27 protein-coding genes are annotated in these 25,478 nt (G+C 63.8%); 18 read left to right on the top strand and 9 right to left on the bottom strand.

All coding sequences use genetic code 11. The features are described 5' to 3' along the window. The 4 genes from ACT3S2_RS11720 to ACT3S2_RS11705 are packed head-to-tail and all read left to right on the top strand — an operon-like array spanning position 1 to position 4,572. Complete coding sequence (locus ACT3S2_RS11720; RefSeq protein WP_444561739.1) at positions 1-2,031, top strand: ATP-binding protein; 2,031 nt, start codon at positions 1-3, stop codon at positions 2,029-2,031. A gap of 10 nt (positions 2,032-2,041) precedes the next feature. Then, positions 2,042-3,205, top strand: coding sequence for an acyl-CoA dehydrogenase family protein (locus ACT3S2_RS11715; protein ID WP_444555381.1), 1,164 nt, complete (start codon positions 2,042-2,044; stop codon positions 3,203-3,205). 9 nt (positions 3,206-3,214) lie between these two features. Then, positions 3,215-3,751, top strand: coding sequence for a MaoC family dehydratase (locus tag ACT3S2_RS11710; RefSeq protein WP_444555382.1), 537 nt, complete (start codon positions 3,215-3,217; stop codon positions 3,749-3,751). Then, a complete protein-coding gene (locus ACT3S2_RS11705; protein ID WP_444555383.1) occupies positions 3,748-4,572 on the top strand; it encodes an HpcH/HpaI aldolase/citrate lyase family protein in 825 nt (274 codons plus the stop codon). The genes ACT3S2_RS11710 and ACT3S2_RS11705 overlap by 4 nt, the downstream gene beginning before the upstream one ends. Before the next feature lie 49 nt (positions 4,573-4,621). On the opposite strand, the gene ACT3S2_RS11700 is transcribed toward ACT3S2_RS11705, so the two are convergent. From ACT3S2_RS11700 to ACT3S2_RS11685, 4 genes are all read right to left on the bottom strand, one after another. Further along, positions 4,622-5,221, bottom strand: a complete 600-nt coding sequence (locus ACT3S2_RS11700) for a recombinase family protein (RefSeq protein WP_444555384.1) — start codon at positions 5,219-5,221, stop codon at positions 4,622-4,624. A 125-nt stretch (positions 5,222-5,346) separates the two neighbouring features. After that, a complete protein-coding gene (locus tag ACT3S2_RS11695; RefSeq protein ID WP_301422380.1) occupies positions 5,347-6,159 on the bottom strand; it encodes an AAA family ATPase in 813 nt (270 codons plus the stop codon). Continuing rightward, the gene (locus ACT3S2_RS11690) at positions 6,159-7,544 is read right to left on the bottom strand and encodes a Mu transposase C-terminal domain-containing protein (RefSeq protein WP_301422379.1); all 1,386 of its coding nucleotides are present in this window, start codon (positions 7,542-7,544) and stop codon (positions 6,159-6,161) included. The genes ACT3S2_RS11695 and ACT3S2_RS11690 overlap by 1 nt, the downstream gene beginning before the upstream one ends. A 7-nt stretch (positions 7,545-7,551) precedes the next feature. Then, entirely contained in the window at positions 7,552-8,148 is a 597-nt protein-coding gene (locus tag ACT3S2_RS11685; protein ID WP_301422378.1) for a recombinase family protein, read from the bottom strand. Positions 8,149-8,390: 242 nt separating this feature from the next. Here ACT3S2_RS11685 and ACT3S2_RS11680 point away from each other — a divergent pair, with 242 nt between their 5' ends. The 3 genes from ACT3S2_RS11680 (at position 8,391) to ACT3S2_RS11670 (ending at position 10,246) form a co-directional block, all read left to right on the top strand. After that, complete coding sequence (locus ACT3S2_RS11680; protein WP_444555385.1) at positions 8,391-8,924, top strand: hypothetical protein; 534 nt, start codon at positions 8,391-8,393, stop codon at positions 8,922-8,924. A 407-nt stretch (positions 8,925-9,331) separates the two neighbouring features. Further along, entirely contained in the window at positions 9,332-9,580 is a 249-nt protein-coding gene (locus ACT3S2_RS11675; protein ID WP_443390562.1) for a hypothetical protein, read from the top strand. Between the two features lie 27 nt (positions 9,581-9,607). Continuing rightward, positions 9,608-10,246 (top strand): MauE/DoxX family redox-associated membrane protein, encoded by a 639-nt coding sequence (locus ACT3S2_RS11670; protein WP_301422376.1) that lies wholly within the window; start codon positions 9,608-9,610, stop codon positions 10,244-10,246. Between the two features lie 733 nt (positions 10,247-10,979). Here the strand turns inward: ACT3S2_RS11670 and ACT3S2_RS11665 are convergent. Next, positions 10,980-11,546 carry a TetR/AcrR family transcriptional regulator gene (locus ACT3S2_RS11665; RefSeq protein ID WP_301422375.1) on the bottom strand — a complete coding sequence of 189 codons (567 nt, stop codon included), beginning with the start codon at positions 11,544-11,546 and terminating at the stop codon, positions 10,980-10,982. Between the two features lie 37 nt (positions 11,547-11,583). Continuing rightward, positions 11,584-12,804, bottom strand: a complete 1,221-nt coding sequence (locus ACT3S2_RS11660; RefSeq protein ID WP_301422374.1) for a multidrug effflux MFS transporter — start codon at positions 12,802-12,804, stop codon at positions 11,584-11,586. Positions 12,805-14,028: 1,224 nt separating this feature from the next. On the opposite strand from ACT3S2_RS11660, the gene ACT3S2_RS11655 reads away from it, so the two are divergent. Further along, positions 14,029-15,003 (top strand): phosphotransferase family protein, encoded by a 975-nt coding sequence (locus ACT3S2_RS11655; RefSeq protein WP_301422373.1) that lies wholly within the window; start codon positions 14,029-14,031, stop codon positions 15,001-15,003. A gap of 290 nt (positions 15,004-15,293) precedes the next feature. Here the strand turns inward: ACT3S2_RS11655 and ACT3S2_RS11650 are convergent, their stop codons facing one another. Next, entirely contained in the window at positions 15,294-15,476 is a 183-nt protein-coding gene (locus ACT3S2_RS11650) for a hypothetical protein (protein WP_444555386.1), read from the bottom strand. A 91-nt stretch (positions 15,477-15,567) separates the two neighbouring features. On the opposite strand from ACT3S2_RS11650, the gene ACT3S2_RS11645 reads away from it, so the two are divergent. After that, the gene (locus ACT3S2_RS11645) at positions 15,568-15,963 is read left to right on the top strand and encodes a VOC family protein (RefSeq protein ID WP_444555387.1); all 396 of its coding nucleotides are present in this window, start codon (positions 15,568-15,570) and stop codon (positions 15,961-15,963) included. Between the two features lie 85 nt (positions 15,964-16,048). Here ACT3S2_RS11645 and ACT3S2_RS11640 read toward each other — a convergent pair whose 3' ends face one another. Further along, positions 16,049-16,474 (bottom strand): phosphotransferase, encoded by a 426-nt coding sequence (locus tag ACT3S2_RS11640; protein WP_444555388.1) that lies wholly within the window; start codon positions 16,472-16,474, stop codon positions 16,049-16,051. Further along, complete coding sequence (locus tag ACT3S2_RS11635) at positions 16,467-16,868, bottom strand: phosphotransferase family protein (protein WP_444555389.1); 402 nt, start codon at positions 16,866-16,868, stop codon at positions 16,467-16,469. The genes ACT3S2_RS11640 and ACT3S2_RS11635 overlap by 8 nt, the downstream gene beginning before the upstream one ends. A gap of 329 nt (positions 16,869-17,197) precedes the next feature. On the opposite strand from ACT3S2_RS11635, the gene ACT3S2_RS11630 reads away from it, so the two are divergent. The 9 genes from ACT3S2_RS11630 to ACT3S2_RS11590 all read left to right on the top strand — a co-directional run bounded on the left by ACT3S2_RS11630 (position 17,198) and on the right by ACT3S2_RS11590 (position 25,419). Continuing rightward, positions 17,198-17,665, top strand: a complete 468-nt coding sequence (locus ACT3S2_RS11630) for a MarR family winged helix-turn-helix transcriptional regulator (RefSeq protein WP_444555390.1) — start codon at positions 17,198-17,200, stop codon at positions 17,663-17,665. Continuing rightward, positions 17,662-18,084, top strand: a complete 423-nt coding sequence (locus ACT3S2_RS11625) for an organic hydroperoxide resistance protein (RefSeq protein ID WP_444555391.1) — start codon at positions 17,662-17,664, stop codon at positions 18,082-18,084. Before ACT3S2_RS11630 ends, ACT3S2_RS11625 begins: the two co-directional genes overlap by 4 nt. 19 nt (positions 18,085-18,103) lie before the next feature. Then, entirely contained in the window at positions 18,104-18,643 is a 540-nt protein-coding gene (locus ACT3S2_RS11620; protein WP_444555392.1) for a hypothetical protein, read from the top strand. A 51-nt stretch (positions 18,644-18,694) separates the two neighbouring features. After that, a complete protein-coding gene (gene dxr / locus ACT3S2_RS11615; RefSeq protein WP_444561738.1) occupies positions 18,695-19,924 on the top strand; it encodes a 1-deoxy-D-xylulose-5-phosphate reductoisomerase in 1,230 nt (409 codons plus the stop codon). Beyond that, positions 19,918-21,288: a M50 family metallopeptidase gene (locus ACT3S2_RS11610; RefSeq protein ID WP_444561746.1), complete on the top strand. Its 1,371-nt coding sequence runs from the start codon at positions 19,918-19,920 to the stop codon at positions 21,286-21,288. Before dxr ends, ACT3S2_RS11610 begins: the two co-directional genes overlap by 7 nt. Next, entirely contained in the window at positions 21,281-22,834 is a 1,554-nt protein-coding gene (locus ACT3S2_RS11605) for a hypothetical protein (protein WP_444561737.1), read from the top strand. The genes ACT3S2_RS11610 and ACT3S2_RS11605 overlap by 8 nt, the downstream gene beginning before the upstream one ends. Positions 22,835-22,875: 41 nt before the next feature. Continuing rightward, entirely contained in the window at positions 22,876-23,166 is a 291-nt protein-coding gene (locus ACT3S2_RS11600) for a YciI family protein (protein ID WP_444555395.1), read from the top strand. Positions 23,167-23,246: 80 nt separating this feature from the next. Next, positions 23,247-24,407, top strand: coding sequence for a flavodoxin-dependent (E)-4-hydroxy-3-methylbut-2-enyl-diphosphate synthase (gene ispG, locus ACT3S2_RS11595; RefSeq protein WP_444555406.1), 1,161 nt, complete (start codon positions 23,247-23,249; stop codon positions 24,405-24,407). A 100-nt stretch (positions 24,408-24,507) separates the two neighbouring features. Beyond that, entirely contained in the window at positions 24,508-25,419 is a 912-nt protein-coding gene (locus ACT3S2_RS11590; protein ID WP_444561736.1) for a GNAT family N-acetyltransferase, read from the top strand. Positions 25,420-25,478 lie beyond the last annotated feature (59 nt).

The raw sequence follows: 25,478 nt of genomic DNA, 5'->3' as shown, positions 1-25,478 counted from the left end.
ATGACCGAAAACCACGTAGAGTCACCGCTCTTCGATACCGTGCTCGTCGCCAACCGTGGCGAGATCGCCGTCCGGGTCATCCGGACGCTGCGCCGGCTGGGGATCCGCTCCGTCGCCGTCTACTCCGAAGCCGACGCCGGGGCCCGCCATGTCCGGGAAGCCGACGACGCCGTCTGCCTGGGCCCGGCGGCCGCCGCCGCAAGCTACCTGAACATCGACGCCGTGCTGAATGCCTGCCGCACTTCCGGCGCCCAGGCGGTCCACCCCGGCTACGGGTTCCTGTCCGAGAACCTCGAGTTCGCGCGCGCACTGGAGGGTTCCGGGATCACCTTCATCGGCCCCAGCGCCCATTCCATCAACCTCATGGGCGATAAGATCCGGGCCAAGAACCATGTGGCCAGCCACGGTGTCCCCGTCGTCCCCGGGGTCGCCGATCCCGGGATGGACGATGCCGCCCTGATCGCGGCGGCGGCCGACGTCGGATTCCCGCTGCTGATCAAGCCCTCCGCCGGCGGCGGCGGCAAGGGAATGCATGCGGTGGAGTCCGCGGCCGAGCTGCCCGCCACCTTGCAGACCGCCCGCCGGGTGGCGAAGAGCTCCTTCGGCGACGACACGCTGCTGCTCGAACGCCTGGTGCGCAGCCCCCGGCATATCGAGGTCCAGATCCTGGCCGATACCCACGGGCACACCATCCACCTGGGCGAACGTGAATGCTCGCTGCAGCGCCGGCACCAGAAGGTCATCGAAGAGGCGCCCGCACCGCTGCTGCAGATGCAGGACGGTGGCGCCGGGATCCGCGAGCGGATCGGCCAGGCGGCAGTGAATGCGGCCCGCTCGGTGGATTACGTCGGGGCCGGAACCGTGGAGTTCCTGGTCTCGGACGAGAACCCCGACGAATTCTTCTTCATGGAGATGAACACCCGTCTGCAGGTCGAGCACCCGGTGACCGAGGAAGTCGTGCGCTTCAACGGCGCACGGGTGGACCTGGTCGAATGGCAGATCCGGGTCGCCGCCGGCCGGGTGCTCGAGCTCGATCAGCAGGCCCTGTCCCTGGAAGGCCACGCCATCGAGGCCCGCGTCTACGCCGAGGACCCGGCCCAGGGGTTCCTGCCCTCCATCGGGACGATCCTGCGCGCCGAAGACCCCGTCGGTGAAGGCATCCGCGTCGACTCGGGCATCGCCACCGGCTCCGACATCACCCCCGACTACGATCCGATGCTGGCCAAGGTCATCGCCCACGGCGACGATCGGGTCCAGGCCCTGGCCCGGATTGACACGGCGCTGGCCGAAACCGTCATCCTCGGCGTCGAAACCAACCTCGAATACCTCAGGGCGCTGATCGCCGAACCCGATGTGCAGGCCGGACGTCTGGACACCACCTTCATCGACCGGTGGGGGATCCAGGACAAACGCAGCCCGAGCGAAGACGAGTTGCGGTCGATCGCCCGCTGCTTCCTGGCCGTGGAACCGGCCACCATCCCACGCTTCGGAGCCTGGGCATCGGATGGCTGGCGCCTGGGCAGCCACCGGGAACGGACCCTGGCCCTGGAGATCGACGGCGAACTGCATATGGTGACCCTGCCTCCGGAGGGCGACGGCGCCGACGGGGCAACGGCCTCCGACGTCGTCCCCGCCTTCGCCGAAGTCCCGGCCAGTGCGGGACGCGAAGCCTGGATCGCCTCGGGCGGCTATGGCGCCCATGTGCGCTGGCTTGACCGCCGCGCCGTTGTGCACCGCCGACTGGCCAGCCTCGAACGCGAGGAAGCCGGCGGCGACCCCGAATCCCGGTCACCGATGCCCGGCACCGTCGTCTCGGTGCTGGTCTCCACCGGCGACCACGTCGAGGTTGGCCAACCGTTGCTGGCCGTGGAGGCGATGAAGATGGAACATCCCCTCGTCGCCGGCCTGACCGGCACCGCCACCATCCATGTCGCCGTCGGGGACCACGTCTCCGCCGGGGCCTCGGTGGCCACCGTGACCCCCGAGACCACGGGCGCCGACGCGCCCGCTACCGAAACCACCACCAGCTAAGGACCCCTCCATGCCGAACCTCGAACTCGACGACGACTACCAGGACCTTTCCGATACAGTCCGCGACTTCGCCGACAACGTCGTCGCCCCCGTCTCCGCCAAACACGACGAGGAGCACAGCTTCCCCTACGACGTCGTCTCCCAGATGGGGGAGATGGGCCTGTTCGGCCTGCCCTTCCCCGAAGAACACGGCGGCATGGGCGGGGACTACTTCGCCCTGTCGTTGGCCCTGGAACAGCTGGGCCGGGTCGACCAGTCGGTCGCGATCACCCTGGAGGCAGGGGTCTCGCTCGGCGCCATGCCGATCTACCGTTTCGGCACCGACGCGCAGAAGGAACAGTGGCTACCGCAGTTGGCCAGCGGGCAGGCGCTGGCAGGTTTCGGCCTGACAGAACCCGAGGCAGGCTCCGATGCCGGTGGAACCCGCACCACGGCTCGTGAAGAGAACGGGAACTGGGTGATCAACGGCAATAAGGAGTTCATCACCAACTCCGGCACCGACATCACCCGCCTGGTCACCGCCACCGCCGTCACCGGGACCTCGACGCGGGCCGACGGTTCGGAGAAGAAGGAGATCTCCACCATCCTGGTGCCCACCGACACCGAGGGCTTCACCGCGGAGAGGGCCTATAACAAGGTCGGCTGGAACGCCTCGGATACGCACCCGCTGACGTTCAAGGACGTCACCGTCCCGCAGGAGAACCTGCTGGGTCAGCGCGGCCGAGGCTTCGCTAACTTCCTGTCCATCCTCGATGAGGGGCGCATTGCCATTGCCGCCCTGGCCACCGGCGCCGCCCAGGGGTGCGTGGACGAATCGGTCCGCTACGCCAAGGAGCGCACCGCATTCGGCCAGAACATCGGAAAGTTCCAGGCCGTCTCATTCAAGATCGCCCGCATGCAGGCCCGCGCCCACAGCGCCCGGCTGGCCTACTATGGTGCCGCCTCGAAGATGCTCGCCGGCAAGCCGTTCACCACCGAGGCCGCCATGGCCAAACTGATCGCCGGCGAAGCGGCGATGGACAACGCCCGGGACGCGACCCAGGTCTTCGGCGGCTACGGCTTCATGAACGAGTTCGTCGTCGCCCGTCACTACCGGGATTCGAAGATCCTCGAGATCGGCGAAGGCACCACCGAGGTGCAGCTGATGCTCATTGCCCGCGAACTCGGACTCTAGGAGAAGGATATGAACGCTGATGCAGCGAACGACGGCGGCACCCCGGCTCCGGGGCGGCGCGTGGTCGAACGCGGGCTCTACTTCGATGAACTCGAGGTCGGGACCGTCTACGCACACAGCCCGGGGCGGACGATGACCGAGACGGACAACGTCCTGTTCACCACGATGACCATGAACACCCAGGCCCTGCACCTGGACGCGGCCTTCAGCGCCACCCAGCCTTTCGGGCAGCGCCTGGTGAACTCGATGTTCACCCTCGCCACCCTGGTCGGCCAGTCGGTGGGACAGCTGACCCAGGGCACGATCATCGGACAGCTGGGTCTGAACGACGTGAACTTCCCCCACCCGCTCTTCCACGGGGACACGCTGTATACCGAAACCGAGATCACCGGGCTGCGTCCCTCGAAGTCCAGGCCCGGGCAGGGGATCGCCACCATGAAGCACACCGGGCACAACCAGGACGGTGAGGTGGTGGCCGAGGCTTCGCGCACCGTGCTGATGTGGACCGAGGCCGGACACCTGGATGCCGGGAAGAAGCAGTCATGAGCGATACCTCTGCACCGGCCTTCACTATGGGGCCGGCCATCCTCTTCTGCCCCGCAGACCGGCCCGAACGCTATGCCAAGGCCTCCGCCCGGGCCGACGCGGTGATCATCGACCTCGAGGACGCCGTGGCACCCACCGATAAGCCGGCGGCCCGACGATCGGTGGTGGACACGCCCTTGGATCCGGGACGTACGATCGTCCGGGTGAACCCCGTGGACACCGAGGACTTCGCCGAAGACCTGGCGGCTGTGGGGGAGACCGCCTACAGCACCGTGATGCTGGCCAAGACCGAAACCGTCGAACAGCTCAGGCAGTTGGCCGACTATCGGGTCATCGCCCTGTGCGAGACGGCGCTGGGTGTACTCAACGCGCCGGCCATCGCCGCCGAGCCCAACGTCGTGGCGCTCATGTGGGGAGCCGAGGACCTGGTCGCCTCCCTTGGGGGGACCTCCAGCCGGCACGACGACGGTTCCTACCGTGACGTCGCCGTCCATGCCAGGGCAGCCGTCCTGCTGGCCGCAGGGGCTTATGGGAAGGCCGGCATCGACTCCGTCTACATCAACATCCCCGACACCGAGGGTCTCGCCGCCGAGACCCGTGACGCGGTCGCCAGCGGATTCGCCGCCAAGGCCAGCATCCACCCGGCCCAGATGACGGTGATCCGGGCCGCCTACGCCCCCGACCCGGAAGCGGTGCAGCGGGCCCGGGCCATTCTGGAGGCGGCACGCACCGCCTCGGGGGTCTTCTCCTTCGAGGGACAGATGGTCGACGAGCCCTTGCTGCGCCATGCCCGCCGTCTGGTGGCCCGTATCGACGGCTAGCGGGCCGGTGTCGTTTTTCGAATACGACTGCACGGGCAGGACAGCAGTGTCAGCGGTTGTCTTCCTTTAAGTTCCGCAGCCGCCCGCGTTCAATGGCTCGATAGACAGTGGAGCGACCGACGCTAAACAGCTCAGCTAGCTCCGCCTTGCTGTGTTCCCCAGCGGCGTGCAGTTCGAGGAGGTGCTCTTCCTGCTTCGCTGAGAGTTTGGGCTGCTTGCCCCGCAGCCTGCCCTTGGCCTTGGCAACCTTCATTCCTTCGCGGGTGCGCATCCGAATAAGGTCAGCTTCGAACTCGGAGATCATCGCCAACACGTTGAACAGGAGTTTGCCCATTGGGTCGGTAGGGTCATGGACGGAACCGCCGATGCTGAGTTTGATTTCGCGTCTGGCGAGGTCATCGGCAATTTCGTGGGCGTCCCGGACGGAGCGGGCTAGGCGATCCAGCTTGGTAACGACGAAGGTATCCCCAGCTCGGCATGCGGCCAAGGCTTCGCGTAGGCCGGCACGATTCTTGTTGGTGCCGGTAAACCCATGATCAACATAGATGCGTTCCGAGGTGACGCCCAGGGCTGCTAGGGCATCACGCTGCGCGGTGAGGTCTTGCTCTTCCGTGGACACGCGTGCATAGCCGATGATGATCTCAGACATGCAGATCAGTGTGTCACATAAGGACCCGTCACCGGACGACTCGCCGGACGGGTCTTACGGGACGGTGATGGCTTGGCTGTGGAGTTTGGCGCTCTTTGGCGGCGTTTTGTGATCGCTCTGAGTCATTAGCTGCCGATGACGAGGATGCTGGCGGCGGCTTCGACGACGTCGTCGGTGATGGTGTCGAGCTGGTTGATCCTGAGCACCCGGCTTATTTGGGGGAAGAGCCGTTCGAGGAGCCGGAAGTTGCCGCGGGTGATCCGTTCAATCGCCGCTATGGCTTGCGCGTCGGTGAAGTCATCGGGGTCGAGGGTTTTTCCGAGCCGTTTCCAGTGACGGTCCAGGACGAACAGGAGCTCCTCGCGTCCGAGGGTGCGGTATTGGTGTGAGAATCCGAGCCGGCTGTAAAGCTGCGGGTAGTGACGGAATCGTTCGTCGATGCCGGGCATGCCGATCAGGATCATCGCGAGATGGGTCCGGTCGTGTTGGTCGCGGAGAAGTTCCAGGGCAGTGGGGGTCAGCCGTTCGGCTTCGTCGACGATGAGCAGCTCGACGAGACGAGTGAGGTCTCCTTGTTTTACCGTCACCACTTCGGGTTTGAGGGACTGGAGGTGCTCTTCGACGCAGATCCCGACTTTGATCTGCCAGTGCGCGAGCTCGGCCATGAGATCCCTGGGCCGGCAGAGGACTTCGGGTGTGTAGAAGACGGTGCGGGATCGGTTCGCGAGGGCATAGTGCTTTGCGTCGTGGTCTCCGCGGGGTCCCCACTCGTTGATGTAGGCCTCGAGCGCGTCCCAGTTCGCGTAGCGGCGGGCGGAGTTGGTTTTCCCGACGCCGGCCGCGCCGTGGCAGATCCCGATGGTCTTCTCTTTCCGCACGGCGTTGGCGAACTCGGTGAAGCGCCGGTGCTCTTTGGTGACGATGAATGCCTGGTTCATCACTCGTCCTCTTCGTAGGTGCGCAGCCGTGGCCGCCGTTTCGTGGTTTCGGGGTTGCGGGGTTCTTCGCGGGTGTAAACGGTGGGGATGCGGTCGTTGATGGCGCGGCGTAGTTGTTTGCGGCGGGCCCGGCGGGCGGTTTCGATATCGCGGAGGCTGAGGCGAAGGTTGGGGTGGGCTTCGTCGATGGCGGTGCAGATGAACGTGTCCCGGTCGTATACGCGGATCTCGGAGATGTCGCGCGGGTCGTACCGGATTGTGATGGTGTGTCCGACGAAGGGGGCCAGGGTCGGGGCGAGGTAGCGCTGGCCTTGGAAATGGATGCCGTCGCGTTGCACGACCCGGCTCTTCGGAACGGTGAGGAGCAGCCCGTCGAGTTCTTCCAGGCTCTGCGGCATGCGGGGAAGCCAGCCATCGCCAACCCACGCGTCGCGCGGCGAGATCCCCAGCTCGCTGTGGACCCTGTCGTTATAGGTGCCAATGAAGTCGCCGACCGCTCCGTCGAGCCCTGCAAGATCGAGGACGGGTGTTGGTGCCCGGCTGCCGGAGCCGAGATGGCCAGGTAGCGCAGCCAGAAGCTCGGTGTTGATGGTGCCGAAGAACCGCTCGATCTTCCCCCGCCCCTGGGGCCGGCCGACGGTTGAGTGGATGATCCTGATATGCAGGGCGATAGCAGTTCTCTCAAGATGGTGGCTGGTGAAGTCGGAGCCGTGGTCCACGTGCAGGATGTCGGGGATCCCGCACATCGCCCAGGTGGGGTCCGTTTTCCGCCAGATTGCCTGCCGGAGGGCAAGGGCGGTGTTAATCGCTGACGGGGTGTCGGTGAAGACCATGTATCCGCAGATGGCGCGGGAGTAGTCATCCATCACGGTGGTCAGCCAAGGCCGGTCGGGTTTCCCATCAGCCCCGACGATGAGGATGTCGAGCTCGGTGTGGTCTGACTGCCATGTCTGGTTCGGATGTTCCGCGCGGCGGCGGAAGACCAGCTCGTGCTTGTCCCGATACGACGCGGGCCCCTCAAGCGCCAGCGTGACCATGGCCGGATCGAGGGCCTGCACGATCTGCCGGACAGTTGCATAGCTCGGCGCCGGCAGCTCGCGCTGTTGCGCATCGGTGGCGGCAAGGCGATGCAACGTGGAGATGCCTGGGCGTGGCCGGGTGAGTGCCAAACGTTCAATGAACGCGACCGTCTCGCTCGACGTTCGGCGGACGCCTTTGTCGCTGCGTGGGTTGGGTTCGAGGGCCGAGATGCCGCCTTGCCGGTAGAGCCGGTTCCAACGTTGCAGCGCCCGGACGGAGATTCCGGTCTCCCGGGCAAGGACAGCGAGCGGGATCTGGTCCTCGACATGAAGCCGAAGAACACGCCACCGCTCCGCCGCGTCCACGAGACACCTACACGGTGGTGCCCTCGCGAGCCGCGAAGGCCTGCTGGTGACGATACAGGGTGGCCCGGCTCCACCCGACGAGTTTCGCCGCGTCCTCCGCGGTGCGGCCCTTCGCCCTCGCCTCGGCGACGAGCTTGAGCTTGTCGGCGACCACGACGGGATCCGACAGGGGTCTGCCGAATCTGGTTCCGCTTTTCCGCGCGGCGGTGATGCCGGCGTTCACGCGTTCGGTGATCAGTTCGCGTTCGTATTCGGCCAACGTGGCGAGCATGTTCAGCATCAACCGGCCCGAGGTCGTCGATGGATCGATGCCGTCCGAGATGCTTTTCACCTGCACGTCCTGCTCCCGGAGGAGCTTGACCGTGTTGAGTACGTCGATCAGGGACCGCCCGAGCCGGTCGACCCGCCACACCACGACGGTGTCACCGGGCTGGGCGTATTCGAGGAGCTTCTTCATTCCGGGGCGCGAGATCGCGGTCCGGCTGCCTGATGTGACATCGGCGAAAATGTCCCGCTCCTGCACGCCCGACTTGACGAGGGCGTCGACCTGCAGCTGCGCGTCCTGGCCCTTGGTGCTGACCCGTGTATATCCGAGATGTCTCACCAGGTCATTCTGCCCCAAAAACCCCTCGATGCGGAGGGATCAAGACGGTTTGCCGCAAGGCATGTTTCCGAGACAGGCCACGCTCCGGAATGTAGCCACTCTTCTCCACAGTTCGAGATGGGCCTGGAGTGTCTTGGAAAACTGTAACTTTATGGGCCAAAGCTAAACCTTGTCGGCAAACAGGAAACTTGTTACATTGGCGACGACATACGATTTCAGTTGGGGGAAATAAAATGGTATGGGTGCTGGCTTTCATTGTAGCGGTCCTTTTATTAGCAATTCTGGGAACCATGCGGGAAGTGGCCATCCTTCGCAGTGAATTGACTTCTTTTCGCGAATTGGTGACGATCCCACCGGAGCCCGAGTGGTTCAGGAAGGGGCGCATGCCACGCGAACTTGCAGACCTCCACGAATTCTATTCCCGCTCCGCACACGACATGCTCGTCGTCATGTTCGTTTCTAGCGGCTGCCCGGGCTGCCGAAAGCTAGTCGATGATCTGCTCCGGAAAGCCGATCTCAGCGGCAATAAGAATCTGCTCTTCGTCACAACGCCGACGGCGCCCTCGGCTTCCGGCAATCCCGCCATGATGCAATCCATCGAACGTGCTGGCTGGACTCTTCACGCCGATGCGGGAAGCGACATTCTTTTCGCCGCTGGCGTCCACGGAACGCCCACTGCAATCGTCATGGACCGTCTAGAAGCAAAGGACTACGAGCCTGCCCCCGATGTGAATTGGGTTGTCCAGCAGCTAGCCCAAAAAGGAGAGTTGGTATGAAAGGCACGGGGGAACGCCCATCCCCGCGGAGCGGGGGAATCGCTCTTGATCGGCGGTCATTCACGCGACTGACCGTCCTCGCGGCAGGAAGCATCGGCTCTCTGGTTGGGTTTGCCCCATCGGCCGCGGCAGCACCGCCCAGCGCCTGCGACTTCGGCACACAACGCCTCTATGGCTGCGACTGTCCAGGAAACTACCAGTACCCCTGCACATGCATCGGCTATTGCACGGACACAATAAGTGAGTGTCAGTTCGGGCCGAGATCAGTGGACTCGTGCACGGTCTACAACACAAGCCCGAATCCCGATATTGGGGCGAAACCCCTCGGCAAGTGCGATCCCGTCCTCCAGACTGGATGGTGCTGCGGCGTTTACTGCTAGTGATATCGAATGACCTAGGAGGTAGAGATGACATGGCATGCAGGTTCTCCCGCGCAAGGCGTAGGGACAGCCAACCACAAAGACTTTTCCCCGCCTAAGCAGGAAAAGCGAGTTGAGAAGCTAACACTTCAGGCAGTGGCCTATGGGGAAAACCCCGCAGATATCGAGCTGCGTTGGTCATACAACGGCGAGTTTTCCCCGGCAACGCGAGAGGCTCTAGTCAAGGCCGTTTTACAAGGCATCCGCGCCGAATTTCGACGAGTATCTGGAGAGTGAACCGTGGACTCGCCGACAGTAGTCCAATTGGCCTCGGTGATTCTCGGTTTTCTCTGGCTCGTAAGTAGCAGCCTAAAAACCCTGTCCTTTGCCCAGTTTCGCGCGGACGTGGAGGCCCTGCTTGGTGGACATTCCGGTCGCTCCATCGGGGTCTTTGTGATCGGCATGGAGATCGCAGCCAGTGCCATGTTGTTTTTCGGCTTCTCGAAAGCGGGCGGCCCCTTTTCGGCGTCACTTGTGATCGCATTTACGGCCTCGTACATCCTCCGGGCAACTAGACTTCGTAACCTGCAGTGCGCCTGCTTCGGTTCACTATCAAAACCATGGTTTCTAGCCAGGTTAGGCCGAACGGCGACGGTTGCAGCTGATTCGGCGGCTGGCGCGTGGGTCTTTGTGCGCAACAGCCTTTTCATTGTTCTCGCTGCAGCCGTATCAGGCTACCCGCCCCTGATTACGGCACTCCTGGTCTCGACGATTGCGACTTTAATGGTGGTCGCTACCTTGACCGAAACCTTGCTCGAATTAAAGGACCGGAAAAAGATCCCCCACCCGGCGCTAAGCGACCTGCTGGCCCGCCGGAGGATAATCTTCGCTACCGATTGGTACTCCGGCGTATGGACATCTTGGATATCGTGTTTCGAGTCCAAGAAGTCGGTTGTTAACTAGACCTCATCGCCTAAAGTCACTTGGCCTGGGACAACGCGGCAGAACGTCTCGGAGCCTTCCACCGGCTCGTAATTTGACAGCGGATGATTGCGGCCTTGATCCAGAAGAGCAGAGTAGCCTCACACCACGTGTTAGGGATGGCTGGCCGAGAATGCTCACCAGAGGTCGGTGATAGGAGACGCCGTACCTGAGACGACGTCGCCCCCTTGTGCGTGCGAGTCCATCCAAGACGATATCCGCTGAAGGTTCCCCTAGCAGGCGCCGAGAGCGCCATTTACCGCTAAGAATTCGCCGCCACTTATCGTTGCGATTCACAGGCTTGGCGCTCTCGGTAACTCCTATTTCGAGCGGTCGTTTCCGGTGGAGGACCCCCTATCGGGACGGTTCAAATTGTCAATTCGGACAGATCCCCAAACGGGACGATGCAGCTCCGTCGACGACGAAAAGCACTCTTTCCCGTTCGCTACCGCGATACCGGAGCACCAAAATTCGACAGTGAACTACGACTGTTAGTGGGTAATGGAAGTCCTTCTTTAACCCAAAAATGGCGGTTACCGCCGTAGCTCCGCGGCCTGTAAAGATCGGTTTTGAGCCGGGCCTTTTCAGCGTAGTCGAGGCCGGAGTCCTCAACGTCTTGAAGTTTTGACATCCAATGCAACGATCCGAGCTGTCAGTAAGCCCCAGGGTGGGCGTGGTCCGTGAGAACCACGCCCACCCTAGGGCTCACCACCTGCTATGAGATTGGATATCGCTGAAGTATCTCCCAGAGGGCCCGGTGTCGGGCCTCGTAATTCTCTGGTGAATTGTAGATAAGTTCTACCTGCAGGCTGTCGACGATGCCAAGGTATGCATCTACTAGCGTTGTGGCATTGCGCGGGTCGAGACTTCTGGGCAGAGCTGCTATGAACAGTGATCTTAGGTCAGCCTCAAAGAGTCGGTACTTGGTGATCACTTCCTCGCGGAGCGCGAGCGGCGGAGCATAGACGGTGCGCAGCAAAAAACGGAAGTCCGCCGACGATGCGTATCTGGGGTGCAGGGCGTTTAGATACTCACCGCCGGGCAAAGGTACACCTGATTCTGCGGCGAAGGCATTGCTTGCAGCGAGACGTTCCTCCCGCAGGGCGATGTCCATGACCTCGTTGAAGAGCGCATCCTTGTTGGCAAAGTGGGCATAGAGGGAAGCCTTTCGCATCCCGGCCTGTTCCGCGATCACCGTGAGCGAGGACGCGTCATAACCGAATTCTGCGAAGTGGTCAACAGCAACGGTGCAAATCTTCTTTGCCGATGGGGACAATGACATTGGGTGCTGATGCTCCGTATTCTTTGGTTCGAAACGATTAGTGGCTGCCGAGATCGGTCACGGCAGGTGCTCGTTTGACGCTCACTGCCACGATAGCAATGGCAACCGCACCGACCACCATCAGGAATGCCAGCCAGGCCAGTGGCCCTGCTTCGACCATTACTCCTGCGATGGGGGTAGCGGCCGAGGAGATGATGAGCTGGAATGCTCCTAGCAGGGCTGCGGTAGAACCCAGGGACGTGTGCTGGGAAGCCATGGCCAGTGCCATAAGTGTCGCTTCCGCGATACCAATGCCGAAAAGGGAAATGAACATGCCAATGACGATACCCGGTAGACCCATTCCCAACAGCGTCAGCACGAAACCGACCGCGGCACCGAGCGCGACGATGATCGTCCCAGCCATTCCTAGTGCACCAGCACCGAATCGTGTCACGGTGCGCCCAGCGACAATGGCACCGAACATAACGGCAAGTCCTGTTCCTCCGAACACGAGCCCGAAGGTGTTGGCGTCAAGGTCAAAATGACCTTGGTAGATAAATGGTGCACCTCCGATGTAGCCAAAGAGGAAAAAGAACACCGCGGACAGCCCTAAGGCGGGAAGCAAGAATCCGGAATCCTTTGCGATTCGCTTGTAAGTGCTAAGCACCATTCCCAGCCGGAGGGAGGATCGGGTCTCCACCGGGAGGGTCTCACGCAGGTTGGCTGTCGAGTTGGCCAGTGCGATGGCAGCCAGACCTGCAAGAACCAGCAGCACTGCACGCCAGCCAAAGTGCTGGTCAACGAACCCGCCAAGGGTCGGTGCAAGCACCGGCGCAAGGCCCTCGATTGTCATCAACAATGCGAAGAGCTGAGCGGCGCGCACTCCCTGAGCGGCATCTCGAACCATGCTCAAGGCCACGACGAGAGTCAGCGCCGCCGCGAGCCCTTGCAAGGTGCGAGCCGCTAGAAGGGTTCCCATGGTTGGGCTGGCTGCCGCCCAGAGAGACGCCAGAAGAAATACCACTAGGGCGCCCAAGAGGGGCCGACGTCGTCCGAATGCATCGGTGAGTGGGCCAAAAATTAGTTGCCCCGCACCCATCGCCAGCAGGTAAACCGTGAGGGTCAACTGGCCTGACGCTGCGGTTCCGTTGAGTTGCTGGACGATGTCGGGCAGGGAGGCCAGGTACATGTCGGTGCCGGCAGGGCCCAGGATGGTTACCAGTGCTAGCGACACCGCGAACCACGCACCCACCTTCCGTTGGCGCTGAATAGTAGTCACTGTAGGGATCTCCTCAAAAGTCGAATGAACTCACTTACTTGCCTACCTACCGATAGGTAGGCAAGCAACTCTATTCCACCACGGAAGTCATTTGTGAGCAATCCAGACGGAGCGTGACTGGTGTCACGCTCCCCACTCGATGGGTATAAGAGAGCTCTGAGGGAGTATGCGGAGGAGCTTCCGAGCACACTTCCGGCCGGCCTGTGAGGAAAACTGTCGTGGGGAATACCCAATGCGGAGGTATCTGCTGTCCCGTTTAGCGTTCCCCTCTGGACACCCCATCAACGTCGGAGCTGACATTGCTTTGCGCGATCCGGCCGGCCGTCGCCGGACCCGCTTGAGGGCACGGGGCCGCCGTCCCGAGGTCTTAGGACACTCCGCGCAATCGACTTTGGAAAACGATGAGCCCCTTATGCTTGCGCCGAGCCGCAGACAGGAATGCAGCTCTCTAGGCCGTAGCTCAAGGTCATGAAGCATTTGTAGACTAGCCCCACAGGCGGTATCAAGTGGGAAGAAGGGCTGGGAGTAACCATGGAACGAAAAACCACTAACCCAAGGCTAAGGGTTCTAGTCGGTACCTTGGTGGGATCCGCTGCCCTTGCTCTGTTCAGCACTTGGATACCAGCAATCATTGTCGGGATCGTCATTGCCCTTGTCGCTGTCGCTTTATCGGTTCAGATTGCGGTTGTTGCAAGAACCGTGTCACGGGACTCTGGTGCGGTCCACGCTGGCCCGACTATCCTGGGCACTGCTTGGGTTTCAGCCACGGCTTGTGTGCTCCAGATCGCGTGGTCTTCGTACCAGCTCTTGGCCAACGGTATAGTTCTGGCTGCCGTTTCTGTCTTTGCTGGATTGATCCTTGCGACGGTTCCCCTGAGCGCGCTGAAGAGTATGCCCAGAAGAGACCGTCATCCGGTCGGAACAAACTGATCCTTGCTGCTCGCCCGCTGGGAATTCGTGTATTGGACGACAAGCAGCTGAATCGAAATTGTTGGACGTGTGGCGCCCGCGAGCACCATCCCGCAGTGGGTTCCACTTGCGGGCATTGATATGTTCAAACCAAAGTCGATCTGCCCTAGACACACCCCCTCGGGTGGATTTCCGCACGGATCATCCTCAGACCCGATGGGTAAGGCAACTCTCTTCCCCGTCGAGGGTGTAGAGAAGGATCGAGGTAGCGCCACTGAATCGGCGCTTAAACGGATATGCCAAAATGAGAGCCCTATGAAAGAGCCCTCTGCAAATATCCACCCACTGGACCAAGATCGCGACCAGATCAGCGCAGCCTTCGTCCAGGATTTGGCCGCTGAAGTCGCAACCCGCTACGGCGGCACACTCACGCGGATGCAGCGAGCAAACGGATCCTCAAACGCGACATGGGTCGGTGACGGCATCGCCGTACGAATCGCGCATACACCCGTCGACATGGCTCGAGAGGTTGCGCTCGTGCGGGCTCTGCCGCGAGAGGTCGGACACCCAGAGATCCTCGGCGAGGGCACTATCGCAGGCCACGGCTGGATCGTGAGTGCAGAGATCCCCGGTCAGAATCTCCAAGAGGCATGGCCTACACTGACGCCTGCTGAGCAGGAATCAGCAGTGCGTCAGCTGTGGGCCCGCGCCCACAGCGTGCACGACTCGAGCCCGTACCTCAGGACGCTTGTCGCGTCGCACGGTGGTTTCGTGCCAGCAACGATTGACGCTGCCACCGCGTCGGCTAAACACGCCGAAGTCGCGCTGGGACTGTCCAGCGCCCAGCAGGCGCAGCTCCACGAAGTCATCGAGGACTACTTCCGGGCTGCACCCTTAGTAGAGCAAACCGTCAACCATGGCGACCTCGCGCTGATGAATGCCTTATGGGACGGTGAAGTCGTCGCCCTGCTGGACTTTGAGTTCGCCGTGCTCGCTCCGATCGAGATCGACCTGTGCCGGCTGGTCTACGAGGCCCGCATATCCGAGGAGGGCCATTGCGTTGATTCGGCGGCAGGCAACGCGGCGGTTGAGATTGCCGCTCGTCATATGGATCTGATTCATGGTCGTACGCTTATCCGTGGCGCAGCGATTCTCGACCAGCTCCGTGACCTTGAGATCTGGCTGGCCCTTGGCAGCGACGAGGAACGACTCCAGAACTGGCGACCGGACCGCCTGCTCACCGCCCTGCTTGAAGACGAGGGCGGCTATCTCGCCCCCCTGCTCAGGTAGCCCGAGCTCCCACGATGCGGTGAACAGCATCGATTCGATGAGCGCAGAACGGCCTTAACCACCCCACGAAGGCTGCGGGCGGAGGTGTGACCGTTACCACGACCCTCATTCTCCGCAACAGAGACCGCTTCGCTGATCCTTGACCTCAATGCCACCGTGAGGAGAAGTATCGGTCACAGAACACGACCAAAGAGCGCCAAGCTCCACACATATGCACGGGACACCTCGGCCGATGTCCGGTGGAGGTTCGGCTATTGAGGCGCAGGAGGCGAGGATTCGAAGAGTCGAATTCACTCCTTGTTGTTGCGGCGTTCCTTGGACGCCTGAAGGAAGCGTTCTTGGTAGGCAGAATAGGCCTCTGCATGGCGAGCGTGTTCCTCAGGTGTGGTCGAAGGAGGGAGCTCAACCGGGGGCATGTAGCGGTCAATAGCCTCGATTTTGAGCGGATACCCGAACTTGTCTTTCATCGCCATTCAACAACGATAGGCCTTATTCAACACGGGAACAGTTGCCTCCCATGGGGTTCCGCTTGTGGCGTCACTCCACTCAACCTACGGTTATGGAATGCTTGTTGTTGGGTCCATAGTCATTCGTGTGAGCGACCTGCAAAAACAGATTCAATTTTGGTCTGATGCTCTCAATTACGCTGTGCGTGAGCCGATTGATGATGACTTCGCACTGTTATTCGCCACCGATGGAACTGGTCCGAATGTCTCCCTCGACGCGCACCGCTCTGAGCGGATATTGCCACCGCGCATGCATCTGGACTTGTACGCAGAGGACCAAGCGGCTGAAGTTCACCGACTGACGACTCTCGGTGCCACCAAGGTGGATTGGGGTCGATGCCCCGACGATGCAGATTACGTCATCATGCAAGACCCCGAGGGAAACCGGTTCTGCGTCATTGAGGCGGCCGAGTGGTCGGGCTGGAGAAGTTGGCGGACAACAGCCGCTAGCTGAGAGCCGCGGTCATCCCACTCCGGGACGCCCGTTTGGGTTCCACTTGCGGAAAATCCGGATACGCCGTTGACCGTAAACAGACAGGCTAATGGACCCCGTTCAGGGCATCGCGGATTGCGGCAGCAACCCGCTCAGGCATCCCGGCCAGGTCGAGCGGAGCCCGACCTGCCACTTGGTGCGGGACGAAGTGCTGCCACCCGAGGTCAAAACAGAGCAACGCCCGCAAGTCGGCCCGCCGATCCACCCGTACGCCCGCAGCACGCTCGTACATCGTCAAATAGGCACCAGCCGTCTCGGCGTCAAACAATACGGCCAGATTGAGCCTGCAGTGGCCGACGTCGCTGCCCCGGTTGCCGGTCGCCGCGTCGGGCCAGTCCACAACGCCGGTGAGTCGCCTGTCATCCCACAACACATTGAAGTGCTGGTAGTCGCCGTGCGCAAAGACCGTTTCGCCGCCCAGCGGTCCCGACGCAGCCTCGCGGGCCGCATCGCGCAGACCACGGTCAGACAACCAGTCCAGTGGGGCGGTGGCGCCCGCCGTAGCGGTCCGGCACGGGCACAGGCTCGCCGTCACCGTTCCCGGCGTCCGCGGAGGTTCGTGGCCGGTCGGGTACGGCGTGGATCGCCGCCTGAGTGGTCGCGAGTTGGCCCAGCCAGGAACGCATGTCTGCCGGAGCCAGGTCCGGCTGCCCGGTCAAGGCGGACGTGAGTGTGCAGGGCACCCCGGTCTCGACGCCGTCCGCGTCCATTGCGAGGAGTTGAGGTGCAGGCACCCCGTGACCACGTATCGCCGTCAGCGCGGACGCTTCGCGTGTTACCTGGGCCTCAGCCTCGTCATCGAACTGCCAGCGGCGCAGCACCACATCCCGGGCTCCACTCGGAGCCTCGACAGTGATTCGGTCCATGTCTGCGGTGACTCCGCCCTGCAGGCGCGCGACGGCGGTTACCCGGGCATGCGCATGCACATGGCGCCGAACCCACTCCAAGACCTCTCGCGCCGGAGGCTCGTACTGGCGGGGCATCACGTCAGTCTGGCATGGCGTGCTGGCTTTGTCTCCCGACGCTTCATCCCACGAGAAGTACTAGGCCGAGTCAACAGGAGCTAACGATTCATCAGCTTGGCCGGCATTCCGAGCGATCGTCTTCGGAAAACGACAGCCGGGCTCAGTGGAACGCTAATGGATGGCAGGTTAGATGAGTTGCCCACAACTAAATTGTGCACTATTCTTAATTTATGCAGATCAACCCGCTGGCTCTCGACGAGCAATTATGCTTCCCGCTCTATTCCAGTGAGAAGACCGTCGTGGCTGCCTACCGCCCGTTGTTGGCGCCGTTGGGCCTGACCTATCCGCAATATCTGGTCATGCTCGCCCTGTGGGAGCAGGACGGTCAACCGGTTTCCACGCTTGGACGGCGGCTCGGTCTCGACTCAGGGACCCTGTCACCGCTGCTGAAGCGGCTGGAAGCCTCCGGCCGCATCCAACGGCATCGCGGCACTGCCGATGAGCGCGTGGTCACGGTCCAGTTGACTTCCGAGGGCGCGGCCCTGCGCGAGGACGCCGTTGGGATTCCAGCACGTCTGTTCGCCCAGCTGGGCCTAGAGGCAGCGGAAGCAGTCGAGCTGCGCCGGCTACTGGCCAAGATCTGTTCCACCGGGCAGGCAACGCCTGCCCGCACCGACAACCCCAAGGATCCATCATGAAGACTCTCTACACCGCTGAAGCACTCGCCACCGGTGGCGGCCGCGACGGGCATGTCACCTCCACCGACAACCGGGTCGACCTCGATCTGGCCATCCCGCAATCCATGGGCGGTTCAGGTGCCGGTGCCAACCCCGAACAACTCTTCGCCGCCGGCTACGCCGCGTGCTTCCACAGTGCACTGCAGATGGTGGCCCGCGAACGCCAGATCGACGTCGATGGGTCCAGCGTCGGCGCCCAGGTCCACCTCGGTGGGCTCGAGTCCGGAGGGTTCGGCCTGGCAGTGACCCTGGAAGTCACCCTGCCCGCTGTGGACGCGACCGTGGCCAGCGAGCTGGCCGAGGCGGCCCACCAGGTGTGCCCCTATTCCAATGCCACCCGAGGCAACATCGAGGTCGACCTCCGCGTCTCCGACGACTGAACACTGGCACACTGTCCCCATGGAGGAGATGGAGCCGGATACCAGCTACACCACGATCGAAGGGGTGCCCTATGTGCGCCTCTTCGTCGAAAATGGGGAGAGCCCGGTCTGGACGTGGGAGCCCGTGGCCTATGACGAACTGGCGCTGCCGGCCGAACTCGAAGCCAGGATGCGTGCCTGGGAAACCGAGTTCACCGACCACGACATCGACACCGCGTCCACCGGGGTCCTGTCCCGACGCCACCGGGCCGAGGGGATCCTGCTGGCCACACAACTGGCCGCCGAACTCGGCTCGCCGTTGGCCGTACACTATGCCCCGGCCTCGCCCGAGGAGGCCGGGGGCTCCGACAGCCTGGGGACCTACCGACCCTCGCTGGCGGACCCCGAGATCTTCCATGTGGACACCTTCCCGGTGCGCCCGGGGGTCACCCGGCGGCTCATCTGGATGCTCCGGCACCCCTTCGAATTCCCCGGTGATGCGGCCGACGCCTCAGGGCTCGACGCCGACTGGAGCGACCTGGACGACGAAGGGGAAGAGGACGACGGCGAGTCCTCCTGACCCGGCCGCCGGGATGTCCACCCCTGCCGCCGAGTGCGCGATACTGGAGGCATGGAGTTTCGCGAACCGCCACATATCAACCCCGCCCCGGATGCCCCCCGGCGCATCGTCCTGCTCGGTTCGACCGGGTCGATCGGCACCCAGGCCATCGACGTCGCCGATGCAGCCCCCGACCGGTTCCGCATCGTCGCGCTCGCCGGCGGCTCCAACCTCGAACTCCTGGCCCGGCAGGCGGTGCACACCCGGGCCGAGGTCGTCGCGCTCGCCGAGGGGGACATCGATGAGCTCAAGGCGCGCATCCACGCCCATGCCGAGCTTGCCGGGCACAGCTCCTACCGCCCCGAACTGCTCACCGGCCCCACGGCGACGGCACGCATCGCCGGCTACCCGGATGCCGACGTCGTCCTCAACGGCGTCACCGGCTCGATCGGGTTGGCCCCGACGCTGGCGGCCCTGAAGGCGGGACACCTACTGGCGTTGGCGAATAAGGAATCGCTGATCACCGGTGGCGCCCTGGTGAAGCAGGCCGCCGCGCCGGGCCAGCTGGTTCCCGTGGACTCGGAACATTCGGCGCTGGCCCAGGCCCTGCGTGCCGGCACCGCCGAGGAGGTTTCCCGGCTGATCGTCACCGCCTCGGGCGGCCCGTTCCGCGGCATGAGCCGGGAAGCGCTGATGGACGTCACCCCCGCCCAGGCGCTCGCCCACCCCACCTGGGACATGGGCAAAGTCGTGTCCACCAACTCGGCGACCATGGTCAACAAGGCGTTGGAGGTCATCGAAGCCCATCTGCTCTTCGACGTCCCGCTACAGAGGATCGACGCCGTGGTCCACCCGCAGTCGATCGTGCACTCCATGGTCGAGTTCATCGACGGCTCCACCCTCGCCCAGGCCTCTCCGCCGGATATGCGCCTGCCGATCGCCCTGGGCATGGGCTGGCCGGCCCGGGTCCCCGGCGCGGCGGCGGCCTGTGACTTCACCACCGCGTCGACCTGGACCTTCGAACCGCTGGACGAGGAAGCCTTCCCGGCGATCCGCCTGGCCAAGCAGGCAGCCAATGCCTCGGCCACCCATATGGCCGTCTACAACGCGGCGAACGAGGAAGCCGTCGCGGCCTTCCACGCAGGACGCATCCGGTTCCCCGAGATCGTGGACGCCGTCGCCGATGTGGTGGGCAAATACGACGCCGGGGCCATCGTCGGCGATGAACTCAGTGTCCAGTCGGTACTGGTGGCCGAAGCGTGGGCACGAAAGAGCGCCCAGGATCGTTGGGGACAATTGTGACAGTCATCCTCTTCATTGCCGGCGTCCTGATCGTTGCGATCGGTGTCGCCGTGTCCATTGCCTTGCACGAAATCGGCCACTTGGTCCCGGCCAAGCTCTTCGGCGTGCGCGTCCCGCAATACATGATCGGCTTCGGCAAGACGATCTTCTCTCGCCGGCGCGGAGAAACCGAATACGGGGTCAAAGCGATCCCTCTGGGCGGCTACATCTCGATGATCGGGATGTTCCCTCCCGCCGAGGCGACAGCGGTGGAGGGCAAGGTCAAGGCCGCCAGCACGGGAATGTTTACCCAGCTGGCCAATGAGACCCGTCAAGCGGCCGCGGAGCAGCTGCGCCCCGGGGACGAGCACCGGATGTTCTATAAGCTCCCGGTATATAAACGCGTCATCATCATGCTCGGCGGCCCGTTCATGAACCTGGTCATCGCCTTCGTGCTGTTCGCCGTGCTGATCAGTGGTTTCGGGTCCATCCAGTCCACGACCAACATCTCCGAGGTCTACCAGTGCGTGGTCAGCCAGGCCGACCAGAAGGCCCGCGGCGGCGACGACGCGGCAACGAACTGCCAGGCCGGCGACCCGGCGGCACCGGCCTATGAAGCAGGGCTGCGTCCGGGAGACCGGATCACCTCCTTCGACGGACACCAGCTCAAGGAATGGCAGTGGGACGACCTCTCCGAGCTCATCCGGGCCGACGCCGGGAATACCGTTCCGATCACCTATCTGCGGGACGGCTCCGAACACCACACAAGCATCACCCCGAAGCTATCCCAGCAACCTGCCCTGGATATCAACGGCCGGGTCAAAACCGACGCCCACGGCAACACCGAACTGGTCAACGTCGGCTTCGTGGGCATGGGCTCGGAGAACGTGCAGATGACCCTGCCGCTCACCGAGGTGCCGTCGGCCGTGGGTCAGAACGTCCGGGCCGTGGCCGGCATCGTGGTGGATCTGCCGGCACGACTGGTGGCAGTGGGGCAGGCGGCCTTCTCTTCGGCGCCACGGGACCCGAACGGGCCGATGTCGGTCGTCGGGGTCGGCCGGATCGCCGGCGAGGTCAGCGCCATGGACGAAATCCCGATCAAGGACCGCATCGCCACGCTCTTCGGTCTGGTCGCCAGCCTGAACGTCGCCCTCTTCGTCTTCAACCTCATTCCATTGCTTCCCCTGGACGGCGGCCATGTCGTCGGCGCCCTCTGGGAAGGCCTGCGCCGTTTCGTCGCCCGCGTCTTCAAACGTCGGGACCCGGGGCCGGTGGACATCGCCAAACTCATGCCCCTGACCTACGTGGTGGGCGTCCTGTTGCTGGGTATGGGTGCGCTGCTGATCTATGCGGATATCGTCAAACCGGTGAATATTTTTGGGTGATCGACGCACCACCGGCACCACGCTGCGCGGGAGCGCCCTCGTCGCGGCCACCCTGGCCCTGGGGCTCGTCGTGGCCGGATGCACCGCGAACGCCCCGGGGAACTACGCCGGAAACACGGCGGCGTCGTCAGGGGCGAACCCCGACCGCGTCGTGTTGGCCGAGCCGGAGCCCGGCATCAGCCACCTGGGTGGGGACACCGGGGATATGGCACTGGAAGCCAGCGAGGCGTTCTTCGCGAAGGCACCCGCCGTCGTCGTCCTCGGAAACGACGACGCCGACTCCTCCACGCGGGCCGCGGGGCGGGCCGGCGAACTCGGCATCCCGGTGCTCATGGCCCCCGAGGGGGCTTCGGAGCAGAAGGACTTCGACGAGGAATTGAAGCGTTTGGGGGCGGGCACCCTCATCGCCTACGGGCCCCTGTCCGAGGCGGTGGCGGGGGACCGGGACGTCGTGGACGGGGAGGACCCGGACGCGGAACCGCCCTCCATCGATGCAGCAGAAAAGGCGACCGACCCCGGGTTCGCGGTCGTTGTCCGGGCGGGGAAGAAGGCAGACCCGGCGGCGGGACCGGCCTTGGCCACCGCCGAAGCCGCGGGGGCGGACCGGGCGAGGATGAAATCACCCGATCCGCGGGCCGACACGAACCGGGAATTCTTCGGTGACCATGCGGGCGCGCAGCTTCTCACGTTCGGAAAGGGGTTCGCCAAACCGGCAGAGTTCTCTGCCCTGGCAGCCACTGCAGCCAGTGGACAGGAACTTCCCGGCGGCGGGCAGCTCGTGTTCCCGGACCGGCGCCTGATCGGGCTCTACGGCTCACCCGGCACCTCCTCCCTGGGCGCCCTGGGGGAGCAGGACCTCGACGGAACGATCAAACGGGCCCGGAAACTGGCCGCCGAATACCAGCCCCATAGCAAGGAAAAGGTCCAGCCCGCCTTCGAGATCATCGCCACGGTCGCCTCCGCAGCCCCCGGTGCGGACGGGAAGTACTCCCGCTACACCCCAGTGGACACCCTGGAACCCTGGGTCAAGGCGGCACAAGAGGCCGGGATCTATGTGGTGCTGGACCTGCAACCCGGACGCAACGACTTCCTGACCCAGGCCAAGCACTACGAGAAGCTGCTGGCCTACCCGAACGTGGGCATCGCCTACGACCCGGAATGGAGGCTGAAGCCCGGGCAACGGCATATGGAACAAATCGGTTCCGTCGACGCCGCGGAACTGAACCGGACCAACGACTGGCTGGCCGCACTGACCCGGAAGAAGGAACTGCCGCAGAAGGTCGTCATTCTCCATCAGTTCCGGCGGAGCATGATCACGGACCGTTCCACGCTGGACACCACCCACCCCGAGTTGGCGATGGTCCTGCATGCCGACGGCCACGGCACCCCGGGGATGAAACTGGCGACCTGGAAGAACCTGCGTCGGGACCTGCCCGACGGCATCAGGATGGCGTGGAAGAACTTCATCGACGAGGACTCCCCGACCTTCACCCCCGAGCAGACCTTCGACCTCGAGCCGAAACCGTGGTTCGTCTCCTACCAGTAGCCGGTCCACCGGCCTGTCGCGGGGAACGTACACTGGTGCCCATGACGATTTTTGCCGTGGAATACGTATACGCAGCTGATTCCGAAGCCGCCCGGGACGAACACCGCCCCGCGCACCGTGCCTTCCTGGGGACCCTGACCGACGGGTTCTCCCTCGTGGCTTCCGGCCCCTACGTGGATGGCTCGGGGGCCCTGTTGCTGATCAAGGCACCCTCCGAGGAGGCCCTCGCCGCGAAGCTCGGCGAAGACCCGTTCAACGCCAACTCCCTGGTCGCGGCACTGCGCCTGACCGAATGGAGCCCCGTGACCGGTGAGCTCTCTCACCACGTCTGATCCACTATCGGGCCCCATTTTCCCCTCGGAAGGGGGATAATGGGGCCTGGATGAACACCCCTGAAAACCCGGAGGATAATTTGACCTCGGTCAGCCTTGGAATGCCAGCCGCCCCACCACCGGTTCTGGCCCCGCGACGGAAAACCCGACAGATCAAGGTCGGGGCCGTCGGTGTTGGTTCGGAATCCCCGATCAGCGTGCAGTCGATGACCACCACGCCGACCACCGACATCAACGCCACGTTGCAGCAGATCGCCGAACTCACGGCCTCGGGCTGCGATATCGTCCGGGTGGCCTGCCCGTCGCCCGATGATGCCGAGGCCCTGCCGATCATCGCCAGGAAGTCACAGATTCCCGTCATCGCGGACATCCACTTCCAGCCGAAGTACGTCTACGCGGCGATCGAAGCCGGCTGCGCGGCAGTGCGCGTGAACCCGGGGAACATCCGCAAATTCGACGACCAGGTCAAGGAGATCGCCCAGGCGGCCAAGGACCACGGCACCTCGATCCGCATCGGCGTCAACGCCGGCTCCCTGCACCCGAGCCTGATGAAGAAGTACGGCAAGGCCACCCCCGAGGCGCTCGTCGAATCAGCGGTCTGGGAGGCGTCCCTGTTCGAGGAACACGACTTCCACGACTTCAAGATCTCCGTCAAGCACAACGACCCGGTCGTCATGGTCCGCGCCTACGAGCTGCTGGCCGAACAGGGCGACTGGCCCCTGCACCTGGGCGTGACCGAAGCCGGTCCGGCCTTCCAGGGCACCATCAAGTCCGCGACGGCCTTCGGCGCACTGCTCTCCCAGGGCATCGGCGACACCATCCGGGTCTCCCTCTCCGCCCCGCCGGTCGAGGAGATCAAGGTCGGGGACCAGATCCTGCAGTCGCTGAACCTGCGTCCCCGCAAGCTCGAAATCGTTTCCTGCCCCTCCTGCGGCCGGGCCCAGGTCGATGTGTACAAGCTGGCCGACGAGGTCACGGCCGGGCTCGAGGGCATGGAGTTCCCGCTGCGCGTGGCCGTCATGGGGTGCGTCGTCAACGGACCCGGCGAAGCCCGCGAAGCCGATCTCGGCGTCGCCTCCGGCAACGGCAAGGGACAGATCTTCGTCAAGGGGGAAGTCATCAAGACCGTCCCCGAGGACCAGATCGTGGAGACCCTCATCGAAGAAGCCGGACGCATCGTAGAGGAAATGGAAGCCGCGGGGGATGCCACCGGTGGCGTCCCGAGTGTTTCGGTCTCCTGATCCAAAGCAACACCATGCGGTGTCATCTGGTTCCGCCACGGGCCGGAGTCTGCAAGACTTTGGCATAAGCCGCCACCGCAGGCGCCGGGAAGGGGAAGGAATGTCCAGGATCCTCTCCCGTGCACTCCCATGGTTCCCTCCGGCGAAGCTGCGCTACAGCGGTGGCGAACCCTTCGGGGACACCGTCCGCGTCCTGGCCGACGAGGATACCGCCGCCCTGCGGGGCCTCGTCGCCCGGGACCCGGTGTCCAACATCTTCATGGACGCCCAACTGGCGGCCACCGGTTCCGCGGCACCGACCCCGACGGGGTCCCTGGTGCTGGGACGCTACGACGCCGGTGAACTGAGCGCTGCACTCTGGGTCGGCGCGAACCTGGTCCCCATCCAGGCCGGGCCCGACGACGCACTGGCCTTCGCCACCGCGGTCCTGGGCATGGAACGCCAGGTCTCCTCCATGTTCGGTCCGGCCTCTGCCGTGCTGCCGCTCTGGGACTCGCTGCGGCCCGAATCCCCGCAACGCGCCTTCGATGTCCGGCCCTCCCAACCCTTGATGGTCTTGGACCGGCAGCCGCGGATCCTTCCATCCACCGCCGTCCGGAGATCGACGATGGCCGATTTCGACGCCGTCCTGCCGGCCTGTGCCGCCATGTTCGAAGAGGAACTGGGGTACTCGCCCTTGGGTGCCGGCGCCCCCTTCTACCGTTCCAGGGTTCGTTCGCTGATCCGCCAGGGACATTCCTTCGTGGACCGCCCGGCGGATGGCGGCATCCGCTTCAAGGCCGAACTCGGGACCGTTTCCCCGCACGCCACCCAGATCCAGGGGGTCTGGGTCGCCCCGGAACACCGCGGAGAAGGCATCTCCGGGCCGGCCATGGCCGCGGTGGCGGGATCGGCACTGGCCCTGTCTCCGGTCACGAGCCTGTACGTGAACGACTACAACCTCCCGGCCCTGGCCACCTACCGCCGCGCCGGATTCGAACAGGTCGGGGAATTCGCCACGGTCCTGTTCTGAATCCGCAGTGCTGCGGTCCTGCCTCGCGGGCTCCACGTTCGCTAGGGTGGGGGAGAACA

It is taken from the genome of Arthrobacter sp. AOP36-A1-22 (assembly GCF_052377615.1).
In the GTDB taxonomy this organism is placed as follows: Bacteria; Actinomycetota; Actinomycetes; order Actinomycetales; family Micrococcaceae; genus Arthrobacter_H.
Note: the sequence above shows the minus strand (reverse complement) of the source record. Positions and strands in the feature narration are given on the sequence as shown.

What these genes read in the sequence shown, in the direction of transcription:
- ACT3S2_RS11650 (WP_444555386.1), bottom strand. Translation starts at nt 15,476, where the DNA reads ATGGCGATGAAAGACAAGTTCGGGTATCCGCTCAAAATCGAGGCTATT.
- ACT3S2_RS11620 (WP_444555392.1), top strand. Translation starts at nt 18,104, where the DNA reads ATGGAGGAGATGGAGCCGGATACCAGCTACACCACGATCGAAGGGGTG.
- ACT3S2_RS11705 (WP_444555383.1), top strand. Translation starts at nt 3,748, where the DNA reads ATGAGCGATACCTCTGCACCGGCCTTCACTATGGGGCCGGCCATCCTC.
- ACT3S2_RS11630 (WP_444555390.1), top strand. Translation starts at nt 17,198, where the DNA reads ATGCAGATCAACCCGCTGGCTCTCGACGAGCAATTATGCTTCCCGCTC.
- ACT3S2_RS11720 (WP_444561739.1), top strand. Translation starts at nt 1, where the DNA reads ATGACCGAAAACCACGTAGAGTCACCGCTCTTCGATACCGTGCTCGTC.
- ACT3S2_RS11655 (WP_301422373.1), top strand. Translation starts at nt 14,029, where the DNA reads ATGAAAGAGCCCTCTGCAAATATCCACCCACTGGACCAAGATCGCGAC.
- ACT3S2_RS11665 (WP_301422375.1), bottom strand. Translation starts at nt 11,546, where the DNA reads ATGTCATTGTCCCCATCGGCAAAGAAGATTTGCACCGTTGCTGTTGAC.
- ACT3S2_RS11695 (WP_301422380.1), bottom strand. Translation starts at nt 6,159, where the DNA reads ATGAACCAGGCATTCATCGTCACCAAAGAGCACCGGCGCTTCACCGAG.
- ACT3S2_RS11710 (WP_444555382.1), top strand. Translation starts at nt 3,215, where the DNA reads ATGAACGCTGATGCAGCGAACGACGGCGGCACCCCGGCTCCGGGGCGG.
- dxr (WP_444561738.1), top strand. Translation starts at nt 18,695, where the DNA reads ATGGAGTTTCGCGAACCGCCACATATCAACCCCGCCCCGGATGCCCCC.
- ACT3S2_RS11625 (WP_444555391.1), top strand. Translation starts at nt 17,662, where the DNA reads ATGAAGACTCTCTACACCGCTGAAGCACTCGCCACCGGTGGCGGCCGC.
- ACT3S2_RS11675 (WP_443390562.1), top strand. Translation starts at nt 9,332, where the DNA reads ATGACATGGCATGCAGGTTCTCCCGCGCAAGGCGTAGGGACAGCCAAC.
- ACT3S2_RS11700 (WP_444555384.1), bottom strand. Translation starts at nt 5,221, where the DNA reads ATGTCTGAGATCATCATCGGCTATGCACGCGTGTCCACGGAAGAGCAA.
- ACT3S2_RS11590 (WP_444561736.1), top strand. Translation starts at nt 24,508, where the DNA reads ATGTCCAGGATCCTCTCCCGTGCACTCCCATGGTTCCCTCCGGCGAAG.
- ACT3S2_RS11635 (WP_444555389.1), bottom strand. Translation starts at nt 16,868, where the DNA reads ATGGACCGAATCACTGTCGAGGCTCCGAGTGGAGCCCGGGATGTGGTG.
- ACT3S2_RS11645 (WP_444555387.1), top strand. Translation starts at nt 15,568, where the DNA reads ATGCTTGTTGTTGGGTCCATAGTCATTCGTGTGAGCGACCTGCAAAAA.
- ACT3S2_RS11600 (WP_444555395.1), top strand. Translation starts at nt 22,876, where the DNA reads ATGACGATTTTTGCCGTGGAATACGTATACGCAGCTGATTCCGAAGCC.
- ACT3S2_RS11715 (WP_444555381.1), top strand. Translation starts at nt 2,042, where the DNA reads ATGCCGAACCTCGAACTCGACGACGACTACCAGGACCTTTCCGATACA.